The organism is Pseudoalteromonas sp. NSLLW218, from assembly GCF_015864775.1.
Taxonomy (GTDB): domain Bacteria; phylum Pseudomonadota; class Gammaproteobacteria; order Enterobacterales; family Alteromonadaceae; genus Pseudoalteromonas.
The window spans coordinates 244,141-269,422 of the sequence record NZ_JADYWO010000003.1 but is presented as its reverse complement, the minus strand read 5'-3'; the positions used below and the strand labels follow the sequence as shown (position 1 = coordinate 269,422).

At 34.6% G+C, this 25,282-nt stretch carries 20 protein-coding genes and 1 pseudogene; 13 read left to right on the top strand and 8 right to left on the bottom strand.

Going from position 1 to position 25,282, the window contains the following annotated elements; all coding sequences use genetic code 11:
- Window positions 1-389 precede the first annotated feature (389 nt).
- The 4 genes from I6E80_RS05985 to I6E80_RS05970 form a co-directional block, all read right to left on the bottom strand.
- Complete coding sequence (locus I6E80_RS05985) at window positions 390-1,706, bottom strand: O-antigen ligase (RefSeq protein ID WP_197185082.1); 1,317 nt, start codon at window positions 1,704-1,706, stop codon at window positions 390-392.
- Between the two features lie 101 nt (window positions 1,707-1,807).
- Entirely contained in the window at window positions 1,808-2,317 is a 510-nt protein-coding gene (locus I6E80_RS05980) for a hypothetical protein (protein WP_076923848.1), read from the bottom strand.
- A 21-nt stretch (window positions 2,318-2,338) separates the two neighbouring features.
- Window positions 2,339-4,342: an EAL domain-containing protein gene (locus I6E80_RS05975; protein WP_197185081.1), complete on the bottom strand. Its 2,004-nt coding sequence runs from the start codon at window positions 4,340-4,342 to the stop codon at window positions 2,339-2,341.
- The gene (locus I6E80_RS05970) at window positions 4,326-5,021 is read right to left on the bottom strand and encodes a transglutaminase-like cysteine peptidase (protein WP_076923850.1); all 696 of its coding nucleotides are present in this window, start codon (window positions 5,019-5,021) and stop codon (window positions 4,326-4,328) included. The genes I6E80_RS05975 and I6E80_RS05970 overlap by 17 nt, the downstream gene beginning before the upstream one ends.
- Window positions 5,022-5,316: 295 nt before the next feature.
- Between I6E80_RS05970 and galU the strand changes: the two genes are divergently transcribed.
- The 6 genes from galU to I6E80_RS05940 are packed head-to-tail and all read left to right on the top strand — an operon-like array spanning window position 5,317 to window position 11,265.
- On the top strand, window positions 5,317-6,207 hold the full coding sequence (galU, locus tag I6E80_RS05965; protein ID WP_197185080.1) for a UTP--glucose-1-phosphate uridylyltransferase GalU: 891 nt from the start codon (window positions 5,317-5,319) through the stop codon (window positions 6,205-6,207).
- A gap of 39 nt (window positions 6,208-6,246) precedes the next feature.
- The gene (locus I6E80_RS05960; RefSeq protein ID WP_197185079.1) at window positions 6,247-7,524 is read left to right on the top strand and encodes a flippase; all 1,278 of its coding nucleotides are present in this window, start codon (window positions 6,247-6,249) and stop codon (window positions 7,522-7,524) included.
- 22 nt (window positions 7,525-7,546) lie between these two features.
- Window positions 7,547-8,485: a glycosyltransferase family 2 protein gene (locus tag I6E80_RS05955; RefSeq protein ID WP_197185078.1), complete on the top strand. Its 939-nt coding sequence runs from the start codon at window positions 7,547-7,549 to the stop codon at window positions 8,483-8,485.
- Window positions 8,486-8,497: 12 nt separating this feature from the next.
- Window positions 8,498-9,712, top strand: a complete 1,215-nt coding sequence (locus I6E80_RS05950; protein WP_197185077.1) for an EpsG family protein — start codon at window positions 8,498-8,500, stop codon at window positions 9,710-9,712.
- 22 nt (window positions 9,713-9,734) lie between these two features.
- Window positions 9,735-10,538, top strand: a complete 804-nt coding sequence (locus tag I6E80_RS05945) for a glycosyltransferase family 2 protein (RefSeq protein WP_182755992.1) — start codon at window positions 9,735-9,737, stop codon at window positions 10,536-10,538.
- Window positions 10,539-10,545: 7 nt separating this feature from the next.
- The gene (locus tag I6E80_RS05940; protein ID WP_197185076.1) at window positions 10,546-11,265 is read left to right on the top strand and encodes a WecB/TagA/CpsF family glycosyltransferase; all 720 of its coding nucleotides are present in this window, start codon (window positions 10,546-10,548) and stop codon (window positions 11,263-11,265) included.
- Between the two features lie 330 nt (window positions 11,266-11,595).
- Here the strand turns inward: I6E80_RS05940 and I6E80_RS05935 are convergent, their stop codons facing one another.
- Complete coding sequence (locus I6E80_RS05935) at window positions 11,596-12,651, bottom strand: acyltransferase family protein (protein WP_197185075.1); 1,056 nt, start codon at window positions 12,649-12,651, stop codon at window positions 11,596-11,598.
- A 221-nt stretch (window positions 12,652-12,872) separates the two neighbouring features.
- On the opposite strand from I6E80_RS05935, the gene I6E80_RS05930 reads away from it, so the two are divergent.
- From I6E80_RS05930 to I6E80_RS05900, 7 genes are all read left to right on the top strand, one after another.
- The gene (locus I6E80_RS05930) at window positions 12,873-14,276 is read left to right on the top strand and encodes an undecaprenyl-phosphate glucose phosphotransferase (protein ID WP_197185074.1); all 1,404 of its coding nucleotides are present in this window, start codon (window positions 12,873-12,875) and stop codon (window positions 14,274-14,276) included.
- The gene (locus I6E80_RS05925) at window positions 14,260-15,477 is read left to right on the top strand and encodes an outer membrane beta-barrel protein (RefSeq protein ID WP_197185073.1); all 1,218 of its coding nucleotides are present in this window, start codon (window positions 14,260-14,262) and stop codon (window positions 15,475-15,477) included. The genes I6E80_RS05930 and I6E80_RS05925 overlap by 17 nt, the downstream gene beginning before the upstream one ends.
- Window positions 15,477-15,995, top strand: a complete 519-nt coding sequence (locus I6E80_RS05920; RefSeq protein WP_197185072.1) for a polysaccharide biosynthesis/export family protein — start codon at window positions 15,477-15,479, stop codon at window positions 15,993-15,995. Before I6E80_RS05925 ends, I6E80_RS05920 begins: the two co-directional genes overlap by 1 nt.
- 22 nt (window positions 15,996-16,017) lie before the next feature.
- On the top strand, window positions 16,018-18,225 hold the full coding sequence (locus I6E80_RS05915) for a polysaccharide biosynthesis tyrosine autokinase (protein ID WP_197185071.1): 2,208 nt from the start codon (window positions 16,018-16,020) through the stop codon (window positions 18,223-18,225).
- A gap of 14 nt (window positions 18,226-18,239) precedes the next feature.
- Window positions 18,240-18,968: a tyrosine-protein phosphatase gene (locus I6E80_RS05910; protein ID WP_197185070.1), complete on the top strand. Its 729-nt coding sequence runs from the start codon at window positions 18,240-18,242 to the stop codon at window positions 18,966-18,968.
- On the top strand, window positions 18,961-19,662 hold the full coding sequence (locus tag I6E80_RS05905) for a VpsP family polysaccharide biosynthesis protein (RefSeq protein WP_197185069.1): 702 nt from the start codon (window positions 18,961-18,963) through the stop codon (window positions 19,660-19,662). The genes I6E80_RS05910 and I6E80_RS05905 overlap by 8 nt, the downstream gene beginning before the upstream one ends.
- A 210-nt stretch (window positions 19,663-19,872) precedes the next feature.
- Window positions 19,873-20,862 (top strand): acyltransferase family protein, encoded by a 990-nt coding sequence (locus I6E80_RS05900; protein ID WP_197185068.1) that lies wholly within the window; start codon window positions 19,873-19,875, stop codon window positions 20,860-20,862.
- A 62-nt stretch (window positions 20,863-20,924) separates the two neighbouring features.
- Here I6E80_RS05900 and yebU read toward each other — a convergent pair.
- From yebU to rsmF, 3 genes and pseudogenes are all read right to left on the bottom strand, one after another.
- A pseudogene (gene yebU / locus I6E80_RS05895) lies at window positions 20,925-21,486 on the bottom strand (16S rRNA (cytosine(1407)-C(5))-methyltransferase RsmF); the annotation flags it as partial.
- Between the two features lie 110 nt (window positions 21,487-21,596).
- Window positions 21,597-23,528: an acyltransferase family protein gene (locus I6E80_RS05890; RefSeq protein WP_197185067.1), complete on the bottom strand. Its 1,932-nt coding sequence runs from the start codon at window positions 23,526-23,528 to the stop codon at window positions 21,597-21,599.
- Window positions 23,529-23,686: 158 nt separating this feature from the next.
- A complete protein-coding gene (gene rsmF / locus I6E80_RS05885) occupies window positions 23,687-25,138 on the bottom strand; it encodes a 16S rRNA (cytosine(1407)-C(5))-methyltransferase RsmF (RefSeq protein WP_197185066.1) in 1,452 nt (483 codons plus the stop codon).
- Window positions 25,139-25,282 lie beyond the last annotated feature (144 nt).

Sequence of the window (25,282 nt, the reverse complement as noted above, 5' to 3'; positions counted from 1 at the left end):
TCGGTGTTTATTTTCTTCTCTAAAAGCGCAGCGCCTCATAACCTCTTAGTGAATAAATTACTTATAACGGAGTAAGGTTGTTAAGAAAGCAGCGCTTAATTTATTTAAAAATAAGCTAAAGATCTATTTTCACAAAGAGAAGCTAAAGAGGAGTAAATGAGAAGGCATAATACCAATAAAAAACGTGTTTGGTGTTTGTTTTCTTCTCTAAAAGCGCAGCGCCTCATAACCTCTTAGTGCATAAATTACTTATTACAGGCTTTGCTTGTCACGCCAACAAGCGGAGTTTTTCAAGTTAACCGTGAATTGTTGGCATAGACGCTGAGCTTGCTCGCGTGAGAAGCGCAGCTTCTAATCACTCTATATTAGGTAATTGCTTGGCTTTGTATTTAACCATGTTCTTTTCGGCTTCGTTTAGACGCAGGTAATTTACTACTTAATATTGCCAAGCATAAAATAGTCATAAACAACATTGAGTTTGCACCCGCTTGTAAAGAGTAATCTACCAACGAATGCAGCAGCATATCTATAACTGCAATGGCACAACCAAAAGAAACGCCTTGAAACAACGCTGTTTTACGTTTTCGCATAGTCGCTATACATAACCATAAACAATAAAGTATAAGTGAGCCCAGTGCAGCTGTAGTGGGTATACCCAGCTCTACTGCAAACTGTATGTAATCGTTATGAGCATTATCGTAATAACCCGAATAAGGCTCAGACTGATACGCCGGAAACGCAGTATAAAATGTCCCCCCACCAGAGCCCAACAAAGGCTTATCTAAAATAAGGGGTATTGAATCACGTACAACTTCGTCACGGGTTTCTGATGAAATACTGGTTTCGCTAATACGCTGTTTAACTTTTTCTACATCAAATATAGCACCAATGATAATCAAATCGATTATAAAAAAACTTATTATAAGTAGTTTGAACGCTTTAGGTTTTTGCCTGTAAATAAAAAACGCGAGTAAGCTAACAACCATTAATGCAATAAAAAACGCTGAGTTACCCATACGGCTACGGGTTAAAATAAGCGCCACAATAATAATAATTAACGAAATACGTAAAATTATTTTTGAGCTTAAAAGTATTTCAGTCCACGCCCGAAGTGTTTGTTTTAATGTTTGTTTATAGTCGCTAGTTGAGCGTTTTAGCTCGCTAACTAAAACACCAATACCTAAACACAAACATAAAGCTAAAAAGTTAGCCAAAAAGTTAGAGTAAGTAAACGTACCAATAGCACGCTCGGTATGTTTATAGCCAAATAATGGGCTAATTATATCTGGCGATAAATTTAAATAAGTGGCATATAAAGCCTGAAAAACGCCTGCACTTATAATTGCATATATTAAATTTTTAATACGCTTTTCAGTATTACAATAAATAAATAGTAGCCAGCAAAATAAAATCATAAAACTTGTTTTAATAAGCATTTGTTTAGTCTGAAACGGGTCAACGCTTACGGTAAATATTTGTACAGCGCATACGCCCGCAACTATACTGAGTACAGTAAATAAGGGCCAAGAATATAAAGGAGGGTATAAAGGGTGCTCGTTATTAATACTGCTGTAAACTAAATGGATGAAAAAGGTAGCACTAATTAATATCCCCATTGCTAAAATTGCCCAAGGGCGGTAACTACCTAATGGTAAGGGCAGCAAAAATAAAATTGCGCAGAGTAAAAAAAATATAAAACGATTCACAGGATTCTCTAAACTAAGAGCCTAAAAAGAAGGGCTAAAAAAATAAGCCATATAAAGTAAAACGCAGCCAAAAGGCTGCGTTTTTATTATTTTATTAACGGTTAGTTACCGACTTCAGATATACCTGCATCGCCACCAGTGCCGCCGGCACCTTGAGGTACTGCAGTTGTTGGTAAAGTAACAATTACCGGAGCAGCAGGAGCTGGTGCGCCACCGGGGCCAGCTGCTGTTGCTTCAGAGGCAACAGTGGCATCAACGCCAGCGGTAATAGCAGCAAGTGTAACGGTATCGCTGTCAACGCCAGCGGCTACAAGTGCAGCTAAAAAATCAGCAATAAGTGGGCTATCAGCACCAATAGCGCCTACAACTACAGTCATCATAGAATCAACTTGGGCAGCAGTACAATTTGTACATACGCCTTTAATAGCCGCTACTAAGTCTGCTTTAAGCTGATCTGGAGCTGTTTCAGCGGTTACGCTATTTAAAACGTTGACTAAATCAGTCATGCCTTCAGTTTGTACTACTGCATCAGTATCCGTTTGTGCATAACTTGGTAAAACTGTAAGTGCAGATGCACCAGCTATTAAGCTGGCTAATATAAATGATTTCATCTCTTGTCCCTTGGTCGAGTATTAATTACAAAATTTTAGCGCATCGGTGCAAAAAGTAAACTCTTTATTTTCGCCATTATCATTAGTTTTTATTATTTTGGTTGGCGGCATTATTAAATTGCCCTGTACGCCATCGCAACCTAAATCTTCAAGTACCTTTAAAGTTTCAGGTTTTTCAATTAAACAAGCTAAAACTTTAATACCAAAGCCATGACAAATATTATTAACGGTTTGAATAAAAAATTGGCTTTGAGTGTTATCTAATAAATCTTGAATGTAGCTACCATCTATTTTTATATATTCTATATCCAACCCTTGCAAGTATCTAAACGAGGTTAAACTAGTACCAAAGTGTTCAATACACACACTTATGCCAATATCTTTTATTGCATCAATATGTAAAGAGGCAACATGCACATTATAAAGCAAGCTAATTTCATGTAATTCAAAAATCAAGTTTGTTTTAATAATTGCTTTAGTGTGAGCATAAAGAGTAAGCCATTCAATAAAGTCAGTTGAATACAACGAAGCCTTACTAATATTTAACGCAAATGTATCGTCTGGGTGTTGCTCTTTAACGTTTACAAAGTTACGAATTATTTTTTTGTCTAACTCTTCGGTTAAGTTAAGCTTTTCGGCCATAGCAAATAAATGGCCATTATTAACCTTTTCGCCTTCATGCGTAAAATGAGCAAACACCTCAAAATAGCACTGCTTGTTTTGTGAGTTGGTGCGTTTAACTGGCTGCACCGAAAAACTAACTTCACCAGTAGCAATAATTGACTGAATAAGCGAACGCCACTCTTTAACACTAAACAAAGTATCTCTATCTACTTTATTTACAGCCGAATCGCCAATAGTACAGCCAGTATCAAGCGCCGAAAGCACACTCCCGATAGATGAGCCTTTATCAACACTTACTAACGCTAAGTTAGCAAAACCATTCACGTGTAAGCTGTTTTTCTTTTTACTAAAGGCATCATTTATATCGAGGCGTGTTCTACTTAAAAATTGCATATCGAATGGGACTAAAGCAATAAAAGTACTACCGTTAAGTCTAAATATTTTAGAGTTGATTAAAGCACCAATCACATTTTGCAAAGTAACGCTTACATCATGTACGTGCTCGTCACCATCTTGGTAACTTACAGTTTGGTTAATATTAGCAAGTGAGGGGAGAGTAATCATCATTGCAGTGATTGGAGTGTCGCTAGTAATGGTGTCAACCACTGAGTTAAAGTGGTTCTCAAACGAACGGCGGTTACCCAGTCCTGTGAGTGAGTCTACATATACTTCATCGGTAAGTGCTTGTGTTTGCTTTGTTAAAGAGTCAAAGGTGCTTTGCAGGTTCATTACCATATTATTAATGGCTTTAGTCACAGTACGTAGCTCGCGCGCAACAGGTATTTCGTCGTTTAATGTAAAGCGTTTACGCGTTACCAAGTGAGCTTGGTTTTCTACTGCTTTTAAAGGTTTAAACACAGCACGTAATATCAAATATGCTACAGCAAGCGACGCTACTAATAATAATAAAGAACCATAAAAGCTGCGTTTAGTATGTTCCCATAGCGTTAAATACGATTGCCCAACATGGCTTGTTACTTCAAGCACTCCCGCCATGATCCAGCCATTGTTTAATTCTGATTGCATAGTAGGGGCGTTGAGCTTTACTGCTGTAATAAACCAATTAGGTACAGACTCAACGCGTTTTGGGCTTGTTAGGTTAAATACCACGTTACTATCGGCGTTAGTAAATTTTATTTGTTTGTAATAACCAGAGTCAAAAATAGCGGTTGCCATGGTTTGGGCAATCATTAAGCTATCTTCTTCAAGGTAGGGCGAAATAGAAAGCCCTAAGCTTGTTGCTGTATCTTGCGCGTGGCTACCCATTTGCGTTTGTAAGTATTGGCGAGTGGTATCAACGTCAGTAATTACGCGTACAAAAAACGAAAGTACCGAAATCAATATAATAAGGCCATATACTTGGGTTTTTAAACTTAATCCATTTTTAAAAAGTCGAGACATAACTCGGTGTTCCTTTATCACTTTTGGCGGGCGCAAGCTCACCTTGTTCAATTCGCTCTAGCATGGTGTTCCAGGCAGAAACACCACGGCTATTTTTTACTTTATTGCCTAACCCTTTTGATTTAGCTAACCATAAACCTTGGCCATTAAAACTATATATAGGTGTTAAATCAGGGCGTTTATTAGCGGGCAGTAGTTTAGTATTAAAGTTACCTAAAACAAAGGGGATTTGATTAGGTGTTTCAATATATATCAGCACCATGTGAGGTTGATTAACTGTTTTTTGACGTACATACATTAAACGTACTTTATCTTCGGGTACGCCAAGCGCTATTAACGTAAAGTATTTGGCAATTACGTAGTCTTCACAATCACCCATACCCACACCTAAGCTTTCAAGCGGGGTAGCCCAATAATCTTTTTGGTGCCAAAGCTCATCATCGGTTTTGTATTTAATGTGCTTATTAAAAAAGTCATTCACCAAATGGATTTTTTGCCATTCACTTTTATCAGCCGATTCATCTATAAAACTTAGCCAGTTTTTAATGCGTTTATGTCCTTCATCACCATACTGTTTTTGAGCGCGCGCAATTATATCGCTATTGCGTAAATACAAAAGCATATCTTGTGCGCATACAAAAAAAGACACTAATAATAAAATGTAAAACCCTAAACGCACAAATGTTCCTTCAAGTCTGTGATCCCTAATAACCAAACAAGCCTAGTATAGTATTGGTAGCTTTGGAAAGGTAGATCACTATAAAGTATGAGAGCACTAAAATAGTGCAATGCGACCCAATGTTGTGCAACATAAAATTAACAAAAAAACAATCAAAAAGTACTCTTTAATTATTGAGTGCACTATTGTGTTGTGTATAATAGCAAGCTCACACGGCATGTGAAACGCTCGAAAAGGAATTTTAGTTTAGCAGTTCCTTTTTTATTGTTTAACAAAAATAATGAAAGGAATTAAAGTGAAAGTTTTAAAAGCAGTATTGCCTGTAGCTGGTCTTGGTACGCGTATGTTACCAGCCACAAAAGCCATCCCTAAAGAAATGCTCCCTCTGGTAGATAAACCTTTAATTCAATACGTAGTTAACGAAGCCGTAGCAGCTGGCATTAAAGAAATTGTGCTCGTTACACACGCTTCAAAAAACTCAATTGAAAACCATTTTGATACAAGCTTTGAGCTAGAAGCCACACTAGAGGCACGCGTAAAACGTAGCCTGCTAGAAGAGGTTCGCTCAATAGTGCCAAAAGATGTAACCGTAATTTCGGTTCGCCAATCGGCACCACTAGGCTTAGGCCATGCTGTTTTAGCAGCGCGCCCAATTGTTGGTAATAACCCATTTGCAGTAATGTTACCTGACGTAATTATTGATAAATATAAATCAAATTCAAAAACTGACAATTTAAGCCAAATGATCGACCGATTCGACAAAACGGGCTACAACCAAGTAATGGTAGAGCCCGTACCTCAAGAGCAAGTACATCAGTATGGTGTAGTTGATATCGCCGGTAAAAAAATAAATGCCGGCGAAAATGCTGCAATTAAAAACATGGTCGAAAAACCGAATAACGATGAAGCACCGAGTAATTTAGCTATTACAGGGCGTTATGTTGTATCTACAGCAATTTGGGATTTACTAGAATACACCCCACCTGGTGCAGGCGGCGAAATACAACTTACCGATGCATTATTACAATTGCGCCACCTAGAAACGCTTGAAGCCTACCACCTAAAAGGTAAATCTCATGATTGTGGTTCTAAATTAGGTTATATGCTTGCCAATGTAGAATATGCAATGCAATCAAGTCATATGGGTGAAGAATTTAGTCGGGAAGTTAAGGCTTTATTATCTTAATTCATTAGCCAAGTATTTATTTAAGTTGCAGGTTAATAATTGAAAAATTCATCTACTATTGGAAAAAAGTTTTTAAGTACGGCTTCGCTACAAATAGTCAGTAGAGGGTTGTCTGTGCTTGCGGGACTTATATTAGCACGTTATTTAGGCCCTGAGGAATATGGTCTATATACATATATTTTATCTATTATAGCTATCGTTACTATTCCAGTAATTGCTGGTCTACCACAGCTCTTAATAAGAGAGGTAGCGCACATAGAAGTAGAAGAAAATTGGGCTGATTTAAAGGGATTATTTAGGTGGTCTTCAGGCTTTGTAGTTTTGATTTCATCACTTGTGATGTTGGCTGTTTTGCTTGCACTATTATTTGAGCTTGTTACGGAAACTACGGCTCATTTACTTTGGTTTGCTATGTTATTAATTCCTATAAAAAGCTTTTCATCGAAGCAAGGAGCTATATTAAATGGTTTGAGTAAACCTATACTAGGACTACTTCCTGAATTTATATTAATGCCTTTCATGGCTATATTTATTTATACATTTTTTATTCTTTTTAATACAGCTTTTACAGCGTTGCTATTGATTAAAGTGCAAATTTTTACATCAGTATTAACGATGTTGCTGGGGCTATATTTAATTCATAAAAATACGCCAAGAGAAATTTTTAAAGTTGAACCTAATTATAGTTTTAAAAAGTGGAATCGCGCATTACTTCCATTCTCTCTAATGTTTTTTATTAGCACTATGAATTCTGAACTGGCTAATGTGGTATTGGGATATTTTAAGGAAAAGGAAACAGTTGGTTTTTTTAAAGTGGCTCTTCAGGGGATTACATTAGTTACATTGGGCATGACCGCTGTGAATAGTATATTAGGACCTAAAATAGCAAAAAGCTACCGGAAAAATAATATTGCTGAGGCTCAAGAGTTACTAAAAAAATCTGTACGACTTAATGTTTGCTTTTCTATTCCTATTGCGTTGTTATTAATTGTTTTTGGTGAATGGTTGATAACGATCTTTTTTGGGGAAAACTTTAAGCCGGCCTATCAAATATTATGTATCTTATGTGTAGGGCAAATAATAAATATTTTTCTGGGGTCTGTAGGTTTGGTGTTAAATATGACAGGTAATGAAAGAAATTCATTAAAATCATTGTTTATAACATTAGTAATTAACATGATACTGCTTTTTACATTAGTCCCTATTTATGGCTCTGTTGGAGCTGCACTTTCCGTTTCTATTAGTTTAGTTATTTGGAATTTGTTAATGAGTTTTGAAGTTCACAAATTAACAAAACTTAAGACTTGGCTTACATAGCTTTATATATAAAAGGTTTTTAATGACTAGTTTAAAGAGGTATAAAGTGATTGAATTATCGATAATTATTCCAACTTACGGTAGGGCGAATAAAATTAAAATTGCGATTGATAGTGCAATTATTGATTGTGATTTTGAAGTTATTGTTGTTGACGATAATGGAATAGGCAGTAAGCAGCAAATCGAAACACAAAAAGCTTTAGAGGGCTATATTAAAGCAGGTTTAATTAAGTACCTTCCGCTTAAAGATAACTCCGGTGCTTCACTTGCTAGGAATGTCGGAATAGAAGAAGCAAGTGGTAGATATATTACTTTTCTTGATGATGATGATTATTTTTTACCTGGTGAACTAATTGCAAAATTAAATTACTTTAAAAAAGAACGACCTGACTTTGATATATGTGGTAGTGATATGAAAGTAAAGGAAAAAAATGTTTTTATTGAAACCGGTGATGAAAAATTTATAGGTGAGAATGCAAAAAAATTTTTATTACATGGGAGCTCATATACTTCCATGATAATGATAAAAAAGTCGTCTATTCAAAAAATTGGTGGCTTCTTAATAACACCTTACTTACAAGATCATACTCTAATGTTAAATGCATACATCAATGATCTAAAAGTATGTGTTTATAACAGGGCCACTTTTGTTCATACAATACATGAAGGAGGCACGATAACTAATGGCACTCGCCCTATAAGAGGGGTTGAACTGAGGTGTGAATTAGAAAGAAAGCTGAGTGGTAAGTTGGTCTTAGATAAAAAAGATGTTAGAGATTTGTATTATCGCTGGAACACGATCGAGTTTTATAGAAGGTGGCTTGAGTCTGGAAGAAGTTTGTCTTTATTAAAGTTTTTGTTAACAAAGATTTTTTTCTATTCAAATTCTAAAATTGATTATGTTGATTCATTTAAGCTTTTAATAAAGTTTTTAATAAAATACCAGTATTATAGTAAGTAAGAAGAAAATATTTTGAAAAGTATTATTTTTAAAAAAGAATCATTGTTTATTTTCTTTGCTTTTTTTGTTGCAATTATCCTCCCATTTTACATCGGTTTTTTGAGTATATTTGCTTATGTAATTAGTAAGAAAAAAGAATGGATACACGTATTTTATATTAGTTTTTTACTATTGTTTTGTAATATGAACCTTCACAAAGAAGTGTGGGCATTTGGTGATTTTTTGGGAGTCGGAAATGACCTAGGTTGGTACTCGACGCAGTGGTTCTCATTTAATAATTATGAACATGGGTTTTCAAGTATATTCAACGAAGATTATTTGATTTTTATAAATGATGGTTTTTTGGTTCAGCCTAAGATTACTGAGCCTGTTTATCACAGCTTCTCATATTTTTTTTCAAAACTAACTGATGGTAATTTTACTTTTTACACCTATTTTTTGACCTTTTTCATATATTTTCCTGCTTGTATCGTGATATACAGAGTGTTGAGTATCTCGCGTGCGAGTGAGGTTTTGATCGCATTGACGTTAGTTTTTTTTATTTTCTACTCAATGAAGTTTACAAACATGTTTAATATGATAAGGCATTATTGTTCAGGTTCTTTTCTGATATTAACTTTATTTTTTTTGTATAATAAACAACTTCGTTGGGCTTTTATTTTTGGGGTCGTTGCTTGCTTAACACACAATGCAGCTGTTATTGTTTGCGCTATATATTTTGTAGTTTTTAATATTGATAGGTTGCCACTTAGAAATGAAAAAATTAAAATTATATACATATTTTTAGCATCATCAGTTGTTTCTCTATTATATATGTCTGTGTATTTTGCAACCTTTACGAATTATGAGGAGTTAGATGACAGAGGGTCAGGTTTATTATTCAAGTTTTTAGATGTAATTATAATAATCTTATCTTTTTTTTGTTATAAATATAGAAGCAAGTCTTATCTAGATAATTTATGGCCGTATTATATAGGTATGATTGTTTTAATATCATTTATGCATCTAACTAGCTTTTTACAACTTCGGTATTATGCATATTTTGATTACTTTAGATGGATAGGTGTAGTCTATATTTTTTCTTTTATACTCAGGTATACTAAGTTGAAGTTACTCCTATTTTCAGTTTCATTTTTATTTTTTGTTTCATTTTTATGGGTAAGAATATATATATCTGATTTTGACTTTGATGGTCTTTTTCATAATTATTTTATCATAAAAATTTAATTTTTTATTTTTTGGGTGCTTAATGAAAACTCTTTTGTTAACAACATGTATTTGTAGTGTAGAAAATTTTAAAGATTTACGAAGATTAATAATATCACTAAACAAGGTGGACTCAGTTTTTTTTACTCATTATATATTACTTCAAGATGTTGATAATGTAGATTTTGATGAGAGTGAATTTATGACTTTAGCTGTTAACTATAAATTAGTTATTGAAAGAAGCTCTAGTATAATTTCATTATCTAAAGCTAGAAACTTGCTGATCGGTATGGTGAAAGAGTCTTATACTTTAGAAGAATTTGATTTTATATCCTTCCCAGATGATGACTGTTGGTATCCAGATGGTTTTTGGAATAATTTTGTTAATATTGAGAAAGAGTATAGCGTTGATCTTTTTTATACTGACTTTTCTTCAACACCTGCATTGATTGATTTCCTTCCTAATCAGCACAATACATCAAATTTAATTCGTTACGCTTCATCTAATACGACTATTTATAAATCTGAAGTATTTAGCAAGGTTGTTTTTTTTGATGAAGATTATGGAGTAGGCGCAAAGAATAACGGTGGTGAAGATCTGGATTTTGCAATTAGAGCTAGTTTGGAATCGAATAACCCTTACTTTGTTAATTCTCCTCTTATAGGACATCGCAATCCTTTACCTGAGTTTAGATATAAATATTTTAAAGGTTCATTTGGAATACTAAAAAAGCATAAGTTTAAAAATAAAAGCCTTTTTTATCATTTTGCTAGAAAATTTCTAATTGGTATTGTTTTTTTATTTAATAGAAAGATAAAATTTTCTGATTTTAAAGTTACTTCCTAGAGGTTTTATGGATCCTATCCTAAAAGTTATGACATTAGTCGATGAAAACGAATTGGATGTAATGTTAGACGAATTAAGTAAAACGAAAAAGGCCGTGTCACTAGGCTTTTTAAATCAACATGGATATAATTTAATACTTCAAAAAAAAGAGATTGAAGACTCTTTTTTGAATTTAGATTATTTATTGAGAGATGGCAAAGGTATCGAGTTAGCTTGTAGATATAATAAAATATCTCCAAAGCTTAATTTGAACGGTACAGATTTCATCCCTTTGTTGATTGACCGATTGTTGAAATTAGAAAATAAACCAGCATTTTTTGCATATGGTACTAGCAGTCCCTGGCTCGAAAAGGGGGCTCAAAGTTTGTTTAATGATAGTTTTGTCCATTGTCTCGATGGCTTTCAAGATTTACCAACTTATAAAGAGCATTACTTAAAAAATAAAACAAACGGATTAGATGTGATCGTCCTCGCAATGGGGATGCCAAAGCAAGAGATATTAGCATCAATGCTTAAAGCAATAGCTGTCAGCAAGACAATAATAATCTGTGGCGGAGCGATATTAGACTTTCAAGCGGGAAAAGTACGACGTTGTCCAAAAATGTTTCAGCAGTTAGGCCTGGAATGGTTTTACAGGCTTCTCAATGAGCCTAAAAGATTGTTCAGTCGATATGTAATTGGTATACCGCTCTTTTTTAAGAATGTTTTTATTTCAAAACTAAAATAGAACTATTCTTACTATGTATAATTGCTTTTTAGATTATGAATAAGTGTTTGAGATTTTTCTGCTTGTAAAGGCCAAGGCTTACTTACATAATTTCAATATTCAAGATTGAGCGAGCTTATTATTTAGTATAGTTTCTAGATATTATTCTTTATTACTCGTAACTTTGATGCTTCTCTTTTACATAAAATTATAGTTAGGAAAGTTATTATGTAAAAAGTAACAGTGGTTTAAAGTTTTATGCTAGTTTTATCTTGTAAATATAGTGTTGTATTTATGTTTAATAATTTCAACGGTTAAGTTTATGATAGGTTAATCTTAGTTTTAACATATTCATTTCTTTCCTGAGAAACCATTTAATAAAAATTTCACTTTATCGATTCTCTCAACAAACCGAATATGAAAATAATAAATAGGAAAATAAGTGAGAGTTACTATTAGAGAATATTCAAACCACGCAGGGTATGGTGTTTTAGAAAATATAAAAGCATATAAAACAATGATCAATGGTTGATGAAGTAAATAAATTGTATAACTAGCTCTTGATATTTTCCCCATTAATAATGACTCTCTACTTCCAATTCTATAAAAAAAGGCTATTGCTGAAATAGTGAGCAATGTTGAAATGTACTTTGTAATTACTTTATTTCCGATGCTGTCAAGGTGAAAGTAATAGTCTCGTAAATTTAATAAAATAAGAATGCTTAAAGTGCAAAGTATTACAGTTTTGTAGTTAAGGGCCTTTATAAAAGAATTAATATTTTGATAAGCGATGCAACCCAGTAGGAAATAACAAAAAAAATAAAGTAATTTATCTATTGAAAAAAATAGAAAGTTTCCTTTGTAAATGAATTTACTTATGAATAACCCTGCGCACGAAATAATTGGCACTGCTATTAACCCTATCATTAAAAAATTTAAATTTTTAGCCTTTTTAATTGTGTTTCTGAATAGGTAGCTAATTATGAAGTACAAAGACAGATTACCTAGGAACCAAAGGTGTCCTAACCATTCTCCATAAAGAATATATTTAAAGTTGTTTGAAAATGAAAAGTTGTAACTAAAAAAGTTCATAATAGGATTTATGAATAAGCCACAAAATAACAAGGGTATAAGAACTCTTTTTAATCTATCAGCGAGAAAGTTATTTTTATTTTTTGTTAAGGCTAAAATAAAGAAAAATCCTGAGATTAAATAAAACGCTTCCATTCTGAATAGGTGGAGGTAATTAGTTATTTTAGTTATTAATGAGGAGGTTTCTGTCGATAATACTCTCCAATCATTATCAGTAGAGTAAATAAGGCCTACATGATAGAAAATACCAAGAATCATAAATGTTGAGCGGCAAAAATCTAGACCATGGTAGCGTGTTTGTAGATTTGTTTTCATACATATTCCTTGTATAAAATTGATTTCCTCCACAAAGTATACCTCAAAAAAGTGTGTTTTGTTGTTTTTATTTGTTTAATTAAGTTTCCATTTGTTTGGTGGTGTTTATGTAGTTATTTTAAGGAATTAGTTGAGTTTACAGTGGTCATATATTATTATATAAATAGTTTTGTTTAAGTACGTTTTTAAAGCCTCTACTTTATAAATAAGGATTTTATAGTATGACTTCCACAAGGACGTTTAAGTCAAATGGGTCTTCTGATGCGAGTTTTTATCGCTTGTTTGATATTTTCTCACTATTCCTAGCCTTCCAATGTTCTGCTTTATTTTATAATTTCGAGCTTACTCCCTCTTATATGATATCGTCTTTAAGTGTTGCTTTAAGCTTTTTGTATTTCGGTGAAATATTTTCTGCTTATCGCTCTTGGCGGGCTGGTAAATTTAGAACCATGGTATTGTGTGCTTGGGGAGCTTTATTTTCTGCGTTTATCGTCTTGTTTCTTATATCGTTTGCTTTTAAGTTTACCGAGTCACTCTCCCGAATTGGATTGAGCTTATGGTTTTTGTTAAGTGTTACCTACTTATACGCATGGCGTTTTGTAGTGCATTTATACAAGCGCCATCGTCGTAAATTAGGTTTGAATTTGCGCAATGTCGCAATTGTTGGAGCAACAGAATCAGCGGTCAACTTGTATAATGAAATAACTAAAAATGATGAGCTTGGCTTTAATTTTTTAGGTTTTTACGACGACCGCCAACCAGAGCGCCTGTTTGAGAATTCTACTAAATATGATGTAGCGGGGCGAATTCAAAATGCAGTAGATGCAGCCCGTGATGGTGAAATTAGCGTTTTATATATTGCTTTACCTATGAAAGCTGATAAGCGTATAGCTGATATTTTGCGTCAGCTGGGTGATACAACGGTTGATGTGCATATAATTCCTGACTTTTTAATATCTAACTTAATACATGCCCGTATTGAGCATGTTGGTGATGTTGATACATTAAGTGTATTTGAATCGCCATTTATAGGCGCGCGTGAGTTTATAAAACGCACTGAGGATATAATAGTAACCTCTATTATTTTAATGCTTATATCGCCTATTTTAATTGCAATTGCTCTTGCTGTTAAATTTACTTCTAAAGGGCCTGTAATATTTAAACAGGATAGGTACGGATTAGATGGCCGTAAAATTAAGGTTTGGAAGTTTCGCTCAATGAGTGTTACAGAAAACAGTGCAGTGGTTACACAAGCTACAAAAAATGATACGCGTATTACACCGCTGGGTGGTTTTTTACGCCGTACTAGCCTTGATGAGTTACCACAATTTGTAAATGTTTTAAAAGGCGATATGTCTATTGTAGGGCCAAGGCCGCATGCTGTAGCACACAATGAGGAATACCGTAAAAAAGTAGAGTTTTACATGTTACGGCATAAAGCTAAGCCTGGCATTACAGGTTGGGCGCAAATTAATGGCTGGCGCGGTGAAACCGACACGCTTGATAAAATGGAAAAACGTGTGGAATTTGATTTACATTATATTAAACACTGGTCGTTATGGTTTGATGTTAAAATTATTTTTATGACAATTTTTAAGGGATTTAAAAATGCAAATGCATACTAAAAAAATCACTGTCTCTATGTTTGCCTTGTTTAGTGTTGCGATAGCCCCCCCCGCAGCTGCTAATTTAAAGCCAGGCAGTTTTATAACTAAAGATGGCGCCGAGATAACGCCAACGCTGCAAACAGGCTTAAGCAGTAATAATAACTTTTTCAGTACACCTGATAATGAAGAGTCGCGTTTAATCTGGACTATTGCTCCTAATATAAAGGCAGCGATTGAAGATGGCCCAGATAGTTACAAGCTTGATTTAGGTACGAGCAGCTCTTTACATAATAAAGATAGTGCTGATAATTTTACCCAAGTTAATATAGGTGCTGGTGTACATAAAGAATTTACCAGTCAACATCGTTTAGATATTAACGGTGATGCAGATTGGCTATACGAGCCGCGTGGTAGCGGCTTAACAGAAGGCTTGGGTGATGCAGTAAATGAGCTTGTAAAGTATCAGCAACAAAACGTCTTAGTGCGTTACGAATACGGCGCACAAAGCTCAAAAGCTCAAGTTGCTTTAAAAGCTGGCTTTTTTAGTAAGAAATACCAAAACTTTAGAGAAGTATCGCAATATCGTGATTATGACAAATCGTTAATTGGTGTAACTGGTTACTATAATACCCAAGCATCTACACGTACATTTTTAGAAGTTAAGCAAGAAAATTACCGTTATGATTTTTTACAAGCTAATGGTATTTCACGCGATAGTGATGATGTAAAAATACTACTTGGTATGGAGTGGGAAGCAACTGCACTTACTTCAGGCTCATTTAAACTAGGTTACCAAAATAAAGACTTTGACTCGAGTGAACGTGAAAACTTTAGCGGTTTAAGTTGGGAGGCGGGTGTAAACTGGCAACCACTTAGTTATTCTACCGTGCAATTTACAACAAGCCGCGCGGCAAAAGATCCGTTAGTGCAAGGCGATTACATAAAAGAAAGCACATATGGAGTTAATTGGACACATAGCTGGAGCGATTATTTGAGCTCACTTGCTGGTATTAATTACACTAACGAACAATATACGGGTGATATTGGCCGTAAAGATAAATCAAAAAGTGCTCGTTTAGGTCTAAATTACGTTGCAAGTAATTTCGGGATGGTATCTACTTATGTAGACTTTATTGATAAAGATTCTACTCAAAGTGCAATAGAGTTTGACCGTGTGATAGTGGGTGTTAATTTCACCTTTGCTTTAAAGGCTAACTAATGAAGTTTATTTTTAGTTTAACGCTGCTAGTTTTAAGCAGCGTTTGCTTTGCTCAAACTGCGCAGAGTTACGTAATCGGTGCTGGTGATAAGGTTGAAATAAAAGTATTTGGCCAGTCTGATTTAGAGGTTAGTGCACTCTTAGGTAATAGTGGTGAGGTCAATTACCCATTTTTAGGTAAAGTAAAACTTGCAGGGCTTACTACCTCTGAGATTGAACAAGTTATAACACAAGGCTTACAACCTGATTATTTAATAAACCCCAATGTATACGTTCAGGTTATCGAATATAGACCTTTTTATATTCATGGTGAAGTTAAAGAACCTGGAGCCTACCCTTATCAACCTGCGATGACAGTTAACCAAGCTATAGCATTAGCTGGCGGTTTAACTGAGCGTGCCTCTATTGATAAAATATACATATTTAAAGAGCAAACCAAACAGCAGCAACTAAAAGGTAGTCTAAATAGCCAAATTGCAGCGGGCGATACCATAAAAATAGAACAACGCTTGTTTTAAGCAGTTTACAAGGCAGTTATTAATGAACCAAAAAAATCAAAATTTAAACTATAATGAAGAAGTTATCGAGTTGAATTCTTACATTAATGTAATTAAATTTGCCAAATGGCGCATTTTGGGTTTTGCCATTGTTGCTACTTTATTAGCTATCATGGTTTCACTCACTTTAATCCCTAGATATATAGCAACGGCCACATTACTTATAGAAGCAGAACAGGCAAAAGCAGTCAGCTTTCAAGAAGTATACGGCCTAGATTCCAATCAAAAAGAATACTATCTTACGCAGTTTGAGGTGATTAAGTCCGATAGTATTGCCCGAGAGGTGATTACTAAGCTTAATTTGAAATCGCATACAGACTACATCGCTAAGCCATCTGCTTTAAGTGAGCTTAAAAGAGTAATAAAAGAGCTTTTCCCCTTTTTAAATAAAAAAGACTCTGAGATTTTATCAGAAAGTGATAAGGCTGAATTTGAAATGCTTCGCCTTCTTTCGACCTTTAAGGCTAACTTATCAATTACCCCAATTCGCAAAACCCAACTAGTAGAGGTTAGTTTTGAATCAAGCGATCCTAAACTAGCTGCACTTGTGGCTAACACCGTTGGTGAAGTTTATATAGAAAGCCAGATGCGTGCAAAAATGGGCATTACCCAACAAGCTTCTAGTTGGTTAAATACGCGTTTATCGCAACTGCGAATTCAGCTTGATGACTCAGAAGTACGCTTACAAGCTTATCGAGAGAAACAAAAATTAGTTGATATTGAAGGTATAGCGGGGCTCGCTACACAAGAGCTTGAGCAAATTTCTCAGCAACTAATTGTAGCTAGAAATGAGAAAAATAATCTTGAAAGTATCAACCGAGTTATTACTGAATACGGTAATAATAACTTAGAACTTTTGGGTAGTATGCCTGAGATTACTTCGCATAAAGTAATACAAGACGTGAAACGTGAGGTTATTTTAGTTGAGCGTAAACTAAGTGACTTAGGTGAGGTTTATGGCCCTAAACACCCTCGTATGATCTCTGCTCAAGCTGAGCTTGCAACGGTAAAAAACAATCTAAATAAGCAAATTAAGGGCCTTATTACCGGTATTGAAAAAGAGCTAAACCGTATTACGCGCACAGTGAGTGCGCTTGAACGCGATTTAGTTAAAATACGTGCTGAGTACCAAGACATTACACGTAAAGAAACCCAATATAACCAATTAAAGCGTGAAGTTGAGACTAACCGCAATATATTTAATACGTTTTTATCTCGCTCTAAAGAAACTGAAGTAACAAGCGATTTTAGCTCTGCTGCTGCACGTTTTACCGACCGTGCCTATGCTCCAAACAAGCCAGCAAAACCAAATAAAAAGCTTATTATTATTTTAGCTTTTATCGCTAGTTTTGGTTTTGCAGTAATTATGAGCTTTATATTTGACGCACTTAACGATACTGTTAAAACCAAAAATGACGTTGAAAGTAAGTTAGCTCAGCGTATGATTGGCTTATTACCATATGTACCAATGCCTAAGAAGAGTGTTTTTCCGATTCACGCATATCTTGATGATAATTACAGGCGTTTTGCTGAATCGGTACGCACGTTCAGAACTAGCTTGTTATTAACACAGTTAGAGCGCGACCATAAAGTAATTGCAGTTACATCAAGCTCACCGGGTGAGGGTAAAACAACGACCTCAGCTAATTTAGCTATGTCGCTTGCTCAAATGGGTAAAGTATTATTAATTGATGCAGATTTACGGAAACCAAGTATTGCAAAGCGCTTTGATATTCCGGTATTTCACCCAGGGTTAAGTAATTTAATTGTAGGCACGGAGCAATTAAGTGAGTGTGTACATGTTGATGTGCAGTCAGGCGTGGCAATAATGCCAAGTGGCCAAATACCTAGTAACCCGTTAGAGCTTTTATCTAACGCGCGCTTTAGTGAAGTAATTGATGGCTTAAAAGCTGAATATAACCATATAATTATAGATACACCACCAACACAAGCTGTGAGCGATGCGTTAGTTGTTGCGCAAAGTACAGACTCGGTAATTTATGTTGTTAAGTCAGATATTACGCGAATTAAACATATTAAGGCGGGTATTGAGCGTTTGTTTGAATCTAAAGCTCATGTTGCAGGTATTGTGCTTAACCAAGTAGATATGAGTAAAAGTAAAGACGAGCATAGCCATGGTTATTACGATTATTACGATTACTCGCAAAAACCTGAACAACCTAATGCATAGTTAAGTACAAATCTATGATTGATATTCATTCCCATATTTTGTCAGGCATTGATGATGGCGCTAAAGATTTAAATGAATCTTTAGCGCTATTAAATATTGCACAAAATGATGGAATAACTCATATGGTTGCCACGCCACATATACATATTGGGCGATTTAATAATTCGGCCTCGCAATTGTTTAGTGAGCTTGCTAATCTAAAAACACAGGCTGTAGTAAATAATATTTGTATTAAACTGGCTGTTGCAGCTGAAGTGAGGCTTGATGTAGAACTAATGGGTTTAGTGCTTGGTAATAAACTCCCGTTTATTGGTACGCTTAATTCAGTAAATTATTTACTATTAGAACTGCCGCACTCGCATGTACCCCAAGGTTACGATAAGTTTATAAATTGGCTAGCTAAACAAAATATAAAAGTAATTATTCCTCACCCTGAGCGTAATCGCGATATTCAGGCTAATCCTTTTTATATTGACCGTTTAAAACAATTAGGGTGTGAGTTTCAATTAACGGCTTCAAGCATTGATGGTGCATGGGGTGAAACTGCAAAAAATATTAGTATAGATATGCTTAAAAAGGGTTTAGTAACTTATGTTGCATCTGACGCCCATTCAGTTAAGCGTAGGCCGCCCATTTTGAGTAAAGCTAAGCAAATAGTGAGCGAGCTAATTGGTCAAAATGACGCACATGATTTGTTTTTTACTAACCCTAAGCGTCTAACCGAGTCGTTGTTTAATGAGTAATTTAAATACAAACCGCCTCACACAAATTGCCATACTTGCAGTTATTACATTAGTTATAGGTTATCACAGCTTACAAAGTATGCATGCAAATACATGGTATTTTAATGCACTCAATATTTTAAAGCAGCCTGAAAACACCATTACTCTTGAAGAGCTAGAGCTTGCAGATAAGGCAATTACATATGCAACAAGTCAAGACCCTTCACAGCCTCATTACTGGCAGTTAAGTGCTTATATAAAAATACACAATCTAGCTGTAACTAGCGAGCAAAATAAGAATAAGCTTATGGTTTATCAACAAGCAGAAAAAGATCTATTAAAGTCATTAGAGGTAAGGCAAACATGGTCAGAAACGTGGATTGCACTGGCACAAGTAGTTAGTTATCAAGAAGGGCCGACAGAGCGCGTATATGAGTATATTCAGCAGGCTAAAAAATTCGGGCCGTACAAGCTTGATGTGCAGCTTGGTATTATTCAAATAGCGCTAATGAATTGGCAGCAACTCCCTCCAAAGTATAAAGCATTGTATGTTGCTGAACTAAATTTAGCCGTTAAATATGGTTATAAATTCTATCAAGTTTTTGAGGTTGCTAAGCAAGTTGATGCTTTGCCAATTCTTTGTTTATCTTTACAATTTGGTAAGGCGTTTGAAAACGTAAGACTTAGTACTGTTTATGGAAGAAACTGCGAATAAAAATGCCCAAAGGCTGATAAAAACCTCTGGGCTATAAAGTGACTCTAAAATGAGCCTAGCGTTAACTAAAAAACTTTCTGAATCTTATAGGGAGAAGAAGAAAGTACTCTAAGTATAGAGCAAAAATAAAATTGAGCATTATGTTTGGATTTTTCTACCTAAATTTCTATGGTTTTAATTATCAAAAGTAGTTTAAAGGGATTCGCTACAATGTATGAACGTTTTAAAATAGATACCTTAAGAGGTCTAGCATGTGTACTGTTAATTGCATACCATGTCATAGGGTTTAACGCCGAAACTGGACTTAAACTATCAGAAGGGACTTTAAGGGATATTAATGACACTCTGGTATTTATTAGAATGCCTTTATTTACATTTCTATCAGGTTTAGTTTATGCTTTTTGGCCTTTTAGCTCTGGTGGTACAAGTTTTATATATAAAAAAGTAAGACGTTTGTTATTTCCGATGTTATCGGTAGGCACTATTTTTGCTCTATTACAGGCGCTCACACCAGGGGCTAATAGTAATGAAATTGATTGGTTGACCTTGCACATTAAGCCAGTAGCACATTATTGGTTTATTGAGTCTTTATTTATAGTTTTTATTTTTGTTCTAATATGCGAAAAATTGAAGATTTTTGATAGGTTTGATAAATTTATATGTGTGTTTATTTTTTCTATAGTGCTTTATATATCACCGGTGAATTCTGATTACTTTTCTTTTTCTGGTTTTATCTATTTATTGCCATATTTCCTGTTTGGTGTGTCACTCGTACGATTTGATTTTTCCGTTAATATTTCTGATGTTTGGAGGTTAGGTCTTTTATTGATTCTAATTTTTATAATTACTCTAATATTTAAAGGAATAGTCCCATATTTTGAACAGCGTTCTCTTTCTAGCTTTATACTTGGATGTTTGGGTTGTTTAATATTACTAGTAGTTGGCATTAGATTTAGGCCCCTAGCTTGGATAGGTTCATATTCCTATTCAATATATCTTTTCCACGTTTTTTTTACTGCTGGAACCAGAATTTTTTTACATAAATTGAATATATATGATGTAGAAATAATATTTTCTATAGCATTGGCTACAGGCCTATTACTGCCAATATTGACAGAAAAAATTTTAGAAAGGAATTATTTTACTAACTTGGTATTATTAGGTAAGGGAAATAAAAAGAGACCTGTAGATCATAGTTAGCTAAAACTAAGACTTTAACCCCAACTTATTAGCCGTGTATTTTGCACTAGATCTCGCGGCAGTTAGTTTTTAATTTTTTTTGCCATTTTCCTAGCCCAATTTGGCAACCACACAGCGTTAATACTACTTCAGCTATTGTTTGAGTTGCTTCAGTTAAGCGTATATCTTTACCTTGAAAGTAATCATTTGCTTGCTCGTTATTTAAAGCAAATATATTGATATTACACTCATTGCCAAATACGGTTGCAAATTCGTGCGTTAGCTTTCGCCGTTTTTATGAATAATGCCAAGTTTAATACCTAAACGTGCGTACTTAATTTTTATTTTGCACGGCCTCAAATCCCTTAGGAAATAACCAAATTTCTTTATCACGCTGCATTAAGTTGCCAGGTAGGTTAGTTAACCCAAAGTGCTTTTTAAATTTAGCAATAAAAAAGCCTTCGCTATCGAATGTTTGAGCCATACATGTAAATAGCCTTCACTTGTGGTGTCTTTACCTGCACCTTCAAATAAATCATTTAGTGACTCAAGCGCCACCTGCCTTTAATGCATAAAAAGCGCTTTTAATTAAGTCTTTTGAACTTGGACAATTTGTATGTTTAATTCTAATGACTAATTTTTAAGAGTATTGCGCTAACTAAAAGATTTCGAAACCTTTGGGAGAAGTAGAAAGTTATGTATTTTAATATGTGCACTAATTTATTAAGTATATTAAATTGTAAGATGTACCTAAATTAAAATTCACTATTAAACACTTCATTAAACATTGGTGTAAGGAGCTTATTACCAAATTCACTTAAATGATCTCCATCGAAATAAATTGGTCTATTATTTATTTCAGCTATACACTTATTATTTTTACACAAATACTTCGTTGGATCTAAAGTTTTAACTTGCTTGCCTTTGGCTAAGTCATTGATTATATCTAAAATGTATTTATTTCTATCTAAATATAAACTGTAGTTTATTGAGAGATCATCACCTTTTATATTCATAAGTAAATTTTTAGTCAATGTTTTAGGTATATTTTTTCTCATTTCAGGTATTGGTTGCAATATGTAGACAGGGTGATTTTTAACTAATTCATCGAAGGTTAGTTTTAAATTTTCTTTTAATTCTTTATAGAGTGAATGAGTAAATTTATCCTGTGGTTTTGTAAAATAAATTGATGGCTTTTTATCCAGTGCATTATTGATTCTTTTAGGGTTTGTTTGTCCGTATAAATATACACCAGTTCTTGCTACCCAGAATACAGGTACAGAGTGATAATTTTCTTTTAAGAATTTACTTCTTTTATTATTTTCTTTGTAGCATTCATCGCCGCTTTTAGTTGATAACGCATTTAGAATAAACGGGCAGGCTGATTTAGTAATAGCAATTATCCCCTCATTATCTAAGTTAAAAATAGTTGATAGTGAAGTTGTAATTGCTTCAGCATGACTATCGCCAATAATAATAGCTCTAACATTCGATTTATTTCCGATATAGCAAACTAGTTCTTTTGAATTAATACAATTATAGGGATTCATATTGGTAGCTTCGTTACTTGCTGTTATAACTTCTTTCGAGTAGTGGTGTTCTGCACCGTTTGTAATGTAGATGAAGCCACTCAGAAATCCAACTAATACAGTTGCTTGTATAGGCTTGTATGTGAACGCATCACCGAAGCTATTCAAGGCATTTTTAAACTTTAACTTCTCTATATAATTACAACTCAAGTACCCTAAAATTACTGATAAAATAATACCTATATATATGAAGTTTTTACTTAATGAAAAATAAGCGATAGCTACTACTATTGGCCAATGCCACAGGTAGATTGAATAAGACCAAGCTCCTACCTTTTGAAAAAGTAAGTTTCCAGTGATAAAGCTATTTTTTGAATTCGCTTGTATTATTAGAAAAGCTCCTAACACTGGAAATATCGCCAAATAGCCCGGCCACGGTGTATCTTTTGTAACAAAGAAATATGAGCCTAAAATAAATAAAACACCAATGATCTCCAAAACTTTATTTTTTTTATTCCCAAACCTACTAGGATATAGGTAAGCAACCCCACCAATCATCATTTCCCAAGCTCGAGATGGAAATAAGTAATATGATGCATTAGGCCATTTGTAAGTAACCAATACACAGAAAACAAACCCTATTACAGTGCCTAATAAAAGCATCCTTTTGGTCATTTTGAGTGATAATACTTTGCTTGAAAGTACTAAAATAATTGGGTAAATAATGTAGAACTGCCATTCAACGGATAGAGACCAAGTATGAAGAAGCCACTTTTCATGTGATGAGGAGTCAAAATAGCCAGATTCTAACCAGTAAATGTTATTGGATATGAAGCCTACGCTGCTAACTGCATGTTTGCCTAGAGCTTTGTACTCAGTAGGGGATAAGAAGAACCAACCGAAAATTAATAATATAATGCAGAGAAGAGCGAGCGCAGGAATAATTCTATTTGCGCGTGCAACATAGAACCTTAAAATAGAAAATTTTTGTTGTTCTAATCCTTTAAATATTATCCCTGTCATTAAAAAACCGGAGATAACAAAAAATACATCTACACCTGCAAATCCACCAGGCATCCAAGATGAGTTAAAATGAAATAAAACAACAGCAATAACTGCTATGGCCCTTAAGCCATTAATATCTTCCCTGAACTGCAAACTAGTATTCCTTATTTGATATACATTCTTTGTAAGTGAGACGGAGTAATGACGTTAGTAAATTAATGATCATTAATTTTATGTATTAGCTCAGCTAGATACGAAGTTCATTTAAATGCTTTAGTATTATATGGTTAATATATTGTAAAGTATATCCATTAAACCCAACTTATTAACTGCGTATTTTGCACTAAATCTCGCGGTAGTGAATTTTTGATCTTATTTTTTTGCCATTTCCCGAGCCCAATAGGGCAGCCACACAGCGTTAATACCACTTCACCTATTGTTTGAGTTGCCTCAGTTAAGCGTATATCTTTGCCTTGAAAATAATCATTTGCTTGCTCGTTATTTAAAGCAAATACATTAGTTTTACACTTATTGCCAAATACGGTTGCAAACTCGTGCGTCAGCCTTACGCCATTTTTATGAATAATTCCAATTTGAATACCTAAGCGTGCGTACTTAATTTTGTTTTGTACGGCTTCAAACCCCTCAGGAAATAACCACAGTTCTTTATCACGTTGCATTAAGCTGCCAGGCAGGTTAGTTAACCCAAAATGCTTTTTAAGCGATTGCGTAAACGCGGCGCTTTGTTTTTTATCAACCTCGTTAAACGGAAACGCACCTTTTTTAACAGTTTGATTTGGGTTATCGCAACTTGCGTGTTTTTTAAATTTAGCAATAAAAAAGCCTTCGCTGTCGAAGGTTTGCGGCCATACATGTAAATAGCCTTCACTTGTGGTGGCTTTACTTGCACCTTCAAATAAATCACTTAGTGACTCAGGCGTTATATAGTCGCCAAATTCACTCAGTAAATAATCGCACACTTGTTGGTTTTCGAGCGGGGTAAGTGTACAAGTTGAGTAGACTAAGGTGCCACCTGGCTTTAATGCGTAAAATGCACTTTTAATTAAGTCTTTTTGTACTTGGGCTATTTGTATGTTTGATTCTATTGACCAATTTTTAAGTGCGTCGGCATCTTTACGTACTGTGCCTTCGCCAGAGCAGGGTGCGTCTAGCAATATGCTATCAAAGCATTCAAACATGTAGTTGCCAAATATAACGCCATCAAAATGCGAGAGCGCACAGTTGCCTACTCCCATGCGCTTTAATGTAGCGCTAAGTACTTTTAGGCGCGATGACGAAAGCTCGTTTGCAACAAGTACACCTTGGTTATTCATAAGTGCTGCTAACTGCGATGTTTTAGAGCCCGGCGCTGATGCCATATCAAGGACGAAATTATTTTGAGAGTCTGCGAGTTCAATACTTTGCTTTAATGCGATAGGCGGCAGCATTGAGCTTGCTTCTTGCACGTACATAGCACCACTTAGGTGTAAGTCGGTATTACCTAGGGCTAGGTTTTGCTCTTCATCTTCGGGACGTTCTAACCAAAAGCCTTCACTGCACCAAGGGATTGGCGTTAGTAGCCAATTTTTTTCAGTTGCACGTTTTACAAATTCTTCAATGCTAATTTTTAACGTATTAACGCGGATAGATTTTCTGAGTGGCCTGCGACACGCATTTAAAAAGTCATCTAAGTTTAGATGCGCTGGTAAATAGGTTTTTACGTCGTCAATAAAGTGCTCAGGAATAAAAGTGTTGGCGTTCACGCGTTAGCTCATACTATAAAAATAAAGCGCGATAATAGCATTTATATAACGCATTTTCAGTGCTTAAAAACGTAACATCCGATTTATTGTCATGTCGACACTTTATTGGTTCGGCCTATTTTAAAGCGTGTTTTATACGACTTT

Bases quoted from the DNA above. Each gene is read 5' to 3' on its own strand.
- I6E80_RS05980 (WP_076923848.1), bottom strand. From the start codon at position 2,317: ATGAAATCATTTATATTAGCCAGCTTAATAGCTGGTGCATCTGCACTT.
- I6E80_RS05975 (WP_197185081.1), bottom strand. From the start codon at position 4,342: ATGTCTCGACTTTTTAAAAATGGATTAAGTTTAAAAACCCAAGTATAT.
- I6E80_RS05955 (WP_197185078.1), top strand. From the start codon at position 7,547: ATGACTAGTTTAAAGAGGTATAAAGTGATTGAATTATCGATAATTATT.
- I6E80_RS05945 (WP_182755992.1), top strand. From the start codon at position 9,735: ATGAAAACTCTTTTGTTAACAACATGTATTTGTAGTGTAGAAAATTTT.
- I6E80_RS05940 (WP_197185076.1), top strand. From the start codon at position 10,546: ATGGATCCTATCCTAAAAGTTATGACATTAGTCGATGAAAACGAATTG.
- I6E80_RS05935 (WP_197185075.1), bottom strand. From the start codon at position 12,651: ATGAAAACAAATCTACAAACACGCTACCATGGTCTAGATTTTTGCCGC.
- I6E80_RS05930 (WP_197185074.1), top strand. From the start codon at position 12,873: ATGACTTCCACAAGGACGTTTAAGTCAAATGGGTCTTCTGATGCGAGT.
- I6E80_RS05925 (WP_197185073.1), top strand. From the start codon at position 14,260: ATGCAAATGCATACTAAAAAAATCACTGTCTCTATGTTTGCCTTGTTT.
- I6E80_RS05920 (WP_197185072.1), top strand. From the start codon at position 15,477: ATGAAGTTTATTTTTAGTTTAACGCTGCTAGTTTTAAGCAGCGTTTGC.
- I6E80_RS05915 (WP_197185071.1), top strand. From the start codon at position 16,018: ATGAACCAAAAAAATCAAAATTTAAACTATAATGAAGAAGTTATCGAG.
- I6E80_RS05910 (WP_197185070.1), top strand. From the start codon at position 18,240: ATGATTGATATTCATTCCCATATTTTGTCAGGCATTGATGATGGCGCT.
- I6E80_RS05905 (WP_197185069.1), top strand. From the start codon at position 18,961: ATGAGTAATTTAAATACAAACCGCCTCACACAAATTGCCATACTTGCA.
- I6E80_RS05900 (WP_197185068.1), top strand. From the start codon at position 19,873: ATGTATGAACGTTTTAAAATAGATACCTTAAGAGGTCTAGCATGTGTA.